5 protein-coding genes are annotated in these 6,228 nt (G+C 76.3%); all 5 read right to left on the bottom strand.

Translation table 11 applies throughout. The annotated features are described in order from the left end of the window. Positions 1–2,124: [protein-PII] uridylyltransferase (locus AC5FZL_RS14790; RefSeq protein ID WP_493619655.1), on the bottom strand; the 2,124-nt coding region annotated here is incomplete at its 3' end. A 34-nt stretch (positions 2,125–2,158) separates the two neighbouring features. Next, positions 2,159–2,497 (bottom strand): P-II family nitrogen regulator, encoded by a 339-nt coding sequence (locus AC5FZL_RS14785; protein WP_493619654.1) that lies wholly within the window; start codon positions 2,495–2,497, stop codon positions 2,159–2,161. Further along, the gene (locus tag AC5FZL_RS14780) at positions 2,494–3,825 is read right to left on the bottom strand and encodes an ammonium transporter (protein WP_493619653.1); all 1,332 of its coding nucleotides are present in this window, start codon (positions 3,823–3,825) and stop codon (positions 2,494–2,496) included. The genes AC5FZL_RS14785 and AC5FZL_RS14780 overlap by 4 nt, the downstream gene beginning before the upstream one ends. Positions 3,826–4,031: 206 nt before the next feature. Continuing rightward, positions 4,032–5,219, bottom strand: coding sequence for a signal recognition particle-docking protein FtsY (gene ftsY, locus AC5FZL_RS14775; protein ID WP_493619652.1), 1,188 nt, complete (start codon positions 5,217–5,219; stop codon positions 4,032–4,034). A 21-nt stretch (positions 5,220–5,240) separates the two neighbouring features. Beyond that, positions 5,241–6,228: AAA family ATPase (locus AC5FZL_RS14770; RefSeq protein ID WP_493619651.1), on the bottom strand; the 988-nt coding region annotated here is incomplete at its 5' end.

Raw genomic sequence — 6,228 nt, 5'->3', positions numbered from 1 at the left:
GCCGGCCAGGCGGCGCAGCCCGGTGAGCAGCACGGCGGGGTCGGGCAGCCCGCCCGGGGCCTCCACCCACCAGGTGTCCACGGCGGTGCCGGGGCGGAGGCCGCTCCCCTCCCCCGAGCCGTGCCCGTCGCCGTTCCCGTCGTCGGCGCACACGGTGCGCACCAGCGCCGAGCGCACGCTGAGCCGGTGGGCGGCCAGCAGCCCGGCGAGGTCGGCGAAGAGGCCGGGCCGGTCGGGCGCCACGACGCAGACGGCGTGCAGCCCGGCGACCTCCCCGATCTCCACGCGGGGCTGGCCGTCGGCGCGCACCGCCGCCACCGCGGCGGCCTCGGCCGGGGTGAGCGGGGCCGGGCCGGGAGGGGCCTCCCCGTGCAGGACCCGGCGGGCGCGGGTGGTCAGGTCCTCGACGAGGCGGGCGCGCCACGCCGTCCACGCCGCGGGCCCGGCGGCGCGGGCGTCGGCCTCGGTCAGGGCGCGCAGCAGGTCGAGCACGTCCTCGCGGCCGTCGACGGCGGTCACCACCTCGGCCACCGTGCGCGGGTCGTCGGGGTCGCGGCGGGTGGCGAGGTCGACGAGGGTCAGGTGCTCGGCGACGAGGCGGGACACCACGGCGACGTCGGCCTCGGGCAGGCCGATCCGGGTGGCCACGGCCCGGGCCAGCGGCGCGCCCGTCGCGGAGTGGTCGTGGGAGCCGGCCACCTTGCCCAGGTCGTGCAGGAGGGCGGCGACGAGCAGCAGGTCGGGACGGGCGACGCTGGAGAGCAGCACCTGCGCCTCCACCGCGGTCTGCACCAGGTGCCGGTCGACGGTGTGGCGGTGCACGACCGTGCGCTGGGGCCGGTTGCGCACCGCGGCCCACTCGGGGAACCAGGTGGTGATCAGCCCCGCCTGGTCGAGGGTCTCCCAGACCGGCACCTGCGCCTCGCCGGAGCCGAGCAGGTCCACGAGGGCGTCCCGGGCCGTCACCGGCCACGGGTCGGGCAGCGAGGCCCCGCCCTCGGCGAGGTGCTCGGCGGTCACGGGCGAGAGCGGGATCCCGGCGCGGGCGGCGGTGGCGGCCGCGCGCAGCGCCAGGACCGGGTCGCTGACCGGGCGGGCCTGGCCGCTGAGCCAGATCTCGTCCTCGTGCTCGACGAGGTCCGCCCCCAGCGGGCGCAGCTTCGGCCGCGCACGGCGCAGGCCGCGGCGCGAGGTGATCGCGCCCCGGGCGCGCCGGGACGTGCGGTCGAGCGCGTGGGCGATCGCCCGGGCCGACTCGGCGACCTGCGCCAGCAGCACGTCGGCGTCGGGCAGCCCGAGCGCCGCGGCGACGGCGTCCTGCTCGTCGAGCAGGAGGCGGTCGCCGTGCCGGCCGGTCACCGCCTGCAGCCCGTCGCGCACGTCGAGCAGGCGCGCCGAGGCGGCGTCGACGACGAGGTGCGGGACGTCGGCCACCCAGCTGGCGACCAGGGCGCGCAGGACGACGACGTCGCGCAGGCCACCGCGGGCCTCCTTGAGGTCGCCCTCGAGCAGGTAGGCCAGCTCGCCCTGGGCGCGCCCGCGGGCGGCGACCTCCTCCAGCAGCTCGGGCAGGCGCTTGCGCGCCCCGCGCCGCCAGTCTTCGCGCAGCGCCTCGCGCGCCCTGAGCACCATGGCGGCGTCCCCGGCGACCGGGCGCAGGTCGAGCAGCCCGATCGCCGCCGAGACGTCGTCGGCGGCGACCGCGCGGCACTGGGCCACCGAGCGCACGGAGTGGTCCAGGCGCAGGCCGGCGTCCCAGACCGGGTACCAGACGCGCGAGGCCAGGTCGGCCACCGCGCCCTCGTCGAGGGTGTGGCCGTCGTGGACGAGGACGAGGTCCAGGTCGCTGGCCGGCCCGGCGTCGCGCCGGGCGTGGCTGCCCACCGCGGCCAGGGCGACCCCGGAGCGCACCGACCCGACGGGGCCGGGCCCGGCCGGGTCGGAGAGCAGGGCGTCGGTCCAGACGTCGCCGAGCCAGGCGTCGACGAGGACGGCGAGCCGCTCGCGGCGGTCGGCGCCCGCGGCGGGGTCGTCCAGGCCGGCGCGCACGGCGAGGGCGAGCCGCTCGCGCCGCAGGTCCCTGCGCGGGACCGCGTCGGTGCGAGCGGCTCGCCCGGTGGTCATGCCCTGCTGCTCGCTGAGTCGATCACGGTGCCGCTCAGAGCGCGTCCGCGCCGTGCTCGCCCGTGCGCACCCGCACGACGTCGTCCACGGTCGTCGTCCACACCTTGCCGTCGCCGATGCGGCCGGTGGCGGCGCTCTTGACCAGCGCCTCCACCACGCCGGTGGCGTCGAGGTCGTCGACGACGACCTCGAGCCGGACCTTGGGGACCATGTCGACGGTGTACTCGGCGCCGCGGTAGACCTCCGTGTGCCCGCGCTGGCGGCCGTACCCGCTGGCCTCGGAGACGGTCATCCCCTGCACGCCGTAGGCCTCCAGCGCGGTCTTCACGTCGTCGAGCTTGTGGGGCTTGATGATCGCGGTGATGAGCTTCATGCCGAGACCTCCTCGGTGGGTCGGGTGGCGGAGTGCGCCGCGACGGTGCCGGAGCCGCCGCGGAAGCCGCCGCCGCCCAGGCTGGTGAAGTCGTAGCCGGACTCAGCGTGCTGGTCCTGGTCGACCCCGGCCACCTCGTCGTCGTCGCTCACGCGCAGGCCGATGAGGGCCTTGACCACGAGGGCGATGACCGCGGTGGCGATCGCGGAGTAGGCCATGACCGCGATGGCCGCCCGGAACTGCGTCCACAGCAGGTCGAGGCCGCCGCCGAAGAACAGGCCCTCGGCCCCGGCCGGGGCGTTGGCGGTGGCCAGGAAGCCGATGCCGATCGTGCCGACGAGGCCGCCGACGAGGTGGACGCCGACGACGTCGAGGGAGTCGTCGTAGCCGAGGCGGTACTTCAGCCCCACGGCCAGGGCGCACAGGGCGCCGGCCACGAGGCCGAGGACGATCGAGCCCACCGGGCTGAGCGCGGCGCAGGCCGGGGTGATGGCGACCAGGCCCGCCACGGCGCCGGAGGCGGCACCGAGGGAGGTGGCGTGGCCGTCGCGGAAGCGCTCGGTGACGATCCAGCCCAGGACGGCGGCGCAGGTGGCGACCAGGGTGTTCACCCAGGCGACCGACGCCGTGTTGTTGGCGCCCAGCGCCGAGCCGGCGTTGAAGCCGAACCAGCCGAACCACAGCAGGCCGGCGCCGAGCATGACCAGCGGCAGGTTGTGCGGGCGCATCGGCTCCTTGCCGAAGCCGCGGCGCTTGCCGAGGATGATCGCCAGCACCAGGCCGGCGGTGCCGGCGTTGATGTGGACGGCGGTGCCGCCGGCGAAGTCGATCGCGGCGAGGTCGTTGGCGATCCAGCCGCCGACGTGCTCGTCGAGGGAGAAGTCGAAGACCCAGTGCGCGACGGGGAAGTAGACGACCGTCGCCCAGATCCCGGCGAAGAGCATCCAGGCGCTGAACTTCATCCGGTCGGCCACGGCACCGGAGATCAGCGCGACGGTGATGATCGCGAAGACCGCCTGGAAGCCCACGAAGGCCATCGCGGGCAGGCCGCCGGCCTCGGTGGTGGTGTCCTCCATCAGGCCCTTGAGCCCGAAGTACTGGAACGGGTCGCCCAGCAGGCCGGCCCCGACGTCGTCGCCGAAGGCCATCGAGTAGCCCCACAGCACCCACAGGACGCCGACCAGCGCCAGGGCGCCGAAGCTCATCATCATCATGTTGAGGACGCTCTTCGCGCGGACCATGCCGCCGTAGAAGAGCGCCAGTCCGGGCGTCATCAGCAGCACGAGCGACGCGCTGGTGAGCACCCAGGCAGTTGCGCCGGTGTCCATCGGCAACCTCCTGCGGGACGCGGCCCCTGCGGGCCGGTGGACCACCGCGCCGGACCGGCGCGAGCGGTGGGCGCCCCTCGGGCGACCGATCATGAAGATCCCGAGCCGCTGTTACCGGTGCGCCTCCCCGGTGTTACGGGGGCGTGTCGAGGCGGCCGCGGAGGTGAAACCTGCGTGTCCCCGGGAGGACCTGCGCGTCCGCGGGCTCAGGCGAGCAGCGCGTCGACGAAGGCCTCCGGGTCGAAGGGGGCCAGGTCGTCCGGGCCCTCGCCGAGGCCGACGAGCTTGACCGGCACCCCGAGCTGGCGCTGCACGGCCACGACGATGCCGCCCTTGGCGGTGCCGTCGAGCTTGGTCAGCACGATGCCGGTGACCGCGACCACCTCGGCGAAGACCGCGGCCTGGCGCAGGCCGTTCTGGCCCGTGGTGGCGTCGAGGACGAGCAGCACCTCGTCGACCGGCGCCTTGCGCTCGATCACGCGCTTGACCTTGCCCAGCTCGTCCATGAGGCCGGCCTTGTTCTGCAGCCGCCCCGCGGTGTCGACGAGCACCACGTCGGCCTCCATCTCGGTGGCCGCCTCGACGGCGTCGAAGGCGACGGAGGCCGGGTCCGCGCCCTCGCGGTCCGAGCGGATGGTCGGGACGCCGACCCGGTCGCCCCACGTGGCCAGCTGCTCGGCCGCCGCGGCGCGGAAGGTGTCCGCAGCCCCCAGGACGACGTCCTTGTCCTGCGCCACGAGCACCCGGGCGAGCTTGCCCACGGTGGTCGTCTTGCCCGTGCCGTTGACGCCGACCACGAGCACCACCGCGGGGCGGCCCCCGGTGCGCTCGGTGCGCAGGGTGCGGTCCATGCCCGGCTCGACCGCGGCCAGCAGCTCCTCGCGCAGCAGGGCCCGCACCCGGGCGGGGTCGCGCTCACCGAGCACGGAGACGCGCGTGCGCAGCCGCTCGACCAGCTCCGACGCGGGGCCGACGCCGAGGTCGGCCATGATCAGCGTGTCCTCGACCTCCTCCCACGTGGCCTCGTCGATCGTGTCGCGGGAGAGCAGCGCGAGCAGGCCGCGGCCGAGCGCGCTGTTGGAGCGGGAGAGCCGGTCGCGCAGGCGCACCAGGCGCCCGGCCACCGGGGCGGGCACGTCCAGGAGCCGCTGCAGCTCCTCCGCCGTGGTGGCGGTGGCCCCGGCGGGCTCGTCCGGCGGCGAGAGCGTGGTGACCGTGCGGGTCGCCGAGTCCCGCGGCTCCTCGGCGTCGTCGCCGACGCCGGGGCGCACGTCGGGGCGCTGCAGCGTGCGCGTGCGACCGCCCCGCCCGCGGCGCAGGAGGGTGGCGAGGGCGCCGGCCGCGAGCACGGCGAGGAGGACGACGACGCCGATGACCAGATCGAGGATCTCCACGCCGCGATCCTCCCAGACCCCTCAGGCGGGGGTGCGCGCGCGCAGGCGCTGGCTGACGACGGCCGTGACGCCGTCCCCGCGCATCGTCACCCCGTAGAGCGCGTCGGCGATCTCCATCGTCCGCTCCTGGTGGGTGATGATGATCAGCTGGCTGCTGGAGCGCAGCTCCTCCAGCACCGTCAGCAGGCGGCGCAGGTTCGCGTCGTCGAGCGCGGCCTCGACCTCGTCGAGCACGTAGAACGGGCTGGGCCGCGCGGTGAAGATCGCCACGAGCAGGCCCACCGCCGTCAGCGACCGCTCGCCGCCGGAGAGCAGGCTGAGCCGCTTCACGCGCTTGCCGGCGGGCCGCGCCTCGACCTCCACGCCCGTGGTGAGCAGGTCGTCGGGGTCGGTGAGCACCAGCCGCCCCTCGCCGCCGGGGAAGAGGCGGGCGAAGACCCGCTCGAAGGCGGCGGCGGTGTCGGCGAAGGCCTCGGCGAAGACCCGCTCGACCCGCTCGTCCACCTGCCGCACGATCTCCAGCAGGTCGGAGCGGGTGGTGCGCAGGTCCTCCAGCTGCCCGGCGAGGAACGCCGAGCGCTCCTCGAGGGCGGCGTACTCCTCCAGGGCCAGGGGGTTGACCCGCCCCAGCCGGGCCAGGTCGCGCTCGGCGCGGCGCAGGCGCTGCTCCTGCTCGGCGCGCACGTAGGGCACCGCCCGCGGTGCGTCGTCCTCGTCGCCGCCCCCGCCGGAGACCGGGGCGTCGAGGACGGGGACGTCGCGGTGCGGGCCGAGCTCCTCGACGAGCACGTCGGGGTCGACGGCCAGCTCGTCGGCGGCCCGGGCGCGCAGGGCGTCGAGGCGCAGGCGCTGCTCGGCGCGGGCGACCTCCTCGCGGTGCACGGAGTCGGTGAGCTGGGCCAGCGCCGCGGCCAGGCGGTCGACCTCGGCGCGGCCCCCGCCGACCTGGCCGGTGCGCAGCGCCCGCTCGCGCTCGGCCTCCTCCCGCCGGGCGGCCGCCGCGGCCAGC

It is taken from the genome of Quadrisphaera sp. DVD1 (assembly GCF_058932755.1).
Note: the sequence above shows the minus strand (reverse complement) of the source record. Positions and strands in the feature narration are given on the sequence as shown.

Coding starts and splice junctions, on each gene's coding strand:
- AC5FZL_RS14785 (WP_493619654.1), bottom strand. CDS start 2,497: ATGAAGCTCATCACCGCGATCATCAAGCCCCACAAGCTCGACGACGTG.
- AC5FZL_RS14780 (WP_493619653.1), bottom strand. CDS start 3,825: ATGGACACCGGCGCAACTGCCTGGGTGCTCACCAGCGCGTCGCTCGTG.